1 protein-coding gene and 1 pseudogene are annotated in these 1354 nt (G+C 66.3%); one reads left to right on the plus strand and one right to left on the minus strand.

The annotated features are described in order from the left end of the window. A pseudogene (locus AC1D00_RS41235) lies at positions 1-544 on the plus strand (glycosyltransferase family 39 protein); the annotation flags it as partial. Positions 545-745: 201 nt separating this feature from the next. Here the strand turns inward: AC1D00_RS41235 and AC1D00_RS41240 are convergent. After that, on the minus strand, positions 746-1354 hold a 609-nt coding region (locus AC1D00_RS41240), incomplete at its 5' end, for an MFS transporter (protein ID WP_477014659.1).

A 1354-nucleotide genomic window follows, 5' to 3' on the forward strand; every position in this document is an offset into this window, starting at 1 on the left:
GTTCCACACCGTCAACGTCACGATGCTCGTGGCCGGCGTCGCGCTCGCCGCCGTCCTGGTCGCGGCCCCGATCCATGCCGTCTATCGCAACAATCACGGCTACGAAGAGGGCCGGAACTTCTACGCGCAGGCGGCCAGCGAATTGACGCGCGAGTGGCGCGAACTGACCGGCGCGCCGCTGAGCGCCGTGAGTGGCGATGATGCGCTGGCTTTTGCGACGGCGTTCTATAGCCCCGACCATCCGCGTTATGCACGGCCGTTCGCGTACCAATACACTTGGGGCTTGCCGCGCAAGATGACGCTGGACCGCGGCTGGGCCGCGCTTTGTTTCCGCGGCCAGGACTATTGCAGCCGGTGGATGGAGTCGGTGTCCGCCGGCGCCGGGCAGTTCGTCAGGCGTGAGTTCACCGTGCAGGCCATGCTGTGGGGCCGGCCCGGTGTCACGCGGGAGGTTGTTGTGCTGATGGTGCCACCGCGCGGAAGGAGCGCCGCGCCCGAGAGCGCCGCAGACGATTTCAGCGCCAGCCGGCGTCCGGCGGAATAGGCTGCGCGCTCAGCAATGGCTGTCGCGCACCCGCTCGAGGCCTTCGCTTGCGAAAGGCGCGTTGAACGCAGCCTGCTCTGCGTTTGGCTCGGAACGTCCCGTATCAGGCCGATCTGAGGTGGGCTCTTCGCGGTGTTCCGGTTCCATGGCAGTGGCCTCTCGAATTGCTGCACTACAACATCGAGGCCGCCCGCAAGTTCCTTAACCGACGGGGCGATGATGCGGCCTGAACAGCCGGCCCTTCTCCACCACCAGCACGATCGCGAGCGCAGCCAGCGTCGACAGGAAGAAGCCGACCGAGAACGGCAGCAGCGTGCCGTCAAAGCTCTGCCCGATCGCCATGCCGACCACGATGCCGATCAACGTCGTGATCGAGCCGTAGAGCGAGGAGGCGGTGCCGGCGATGTGGCCCTGCGGCTCCATGGCGAGCGCGGTGAAGTTCGCGACCATCATGCCGAACGAGAACATCATGAGCGCCGACAGTGCCATGAACAGGGCAAGTGGCAGCACGTTCAGGATTTCGGTGACCAGCATGACGCTGGCGACCACGGCATAGAGCGTCAGGGCGCCGTGCGARATCACGCGCATGCCGAGCCGCCCGACCAGCCTCGCATTGAGGAAGCCGGCAACGGCGGTGCCGGCCGCGATCACGGCGAAGGCGAGCGGGAAGTAGTGGCCGAGGTGATAGATGCCGGTGAAGACCTGCTGGGCCGAGAAGACATAGGCGAACAGTGCGCCGATGACGCTGCCGGCGGCCGTCGCATAGCCGATGGTCTGGCGATTGGTCAGGGTCTGCCGGAACGCCGAGAG

This window comes from Bradyrhizobium sp. P2_E8 (assembly GCF_056403875.1).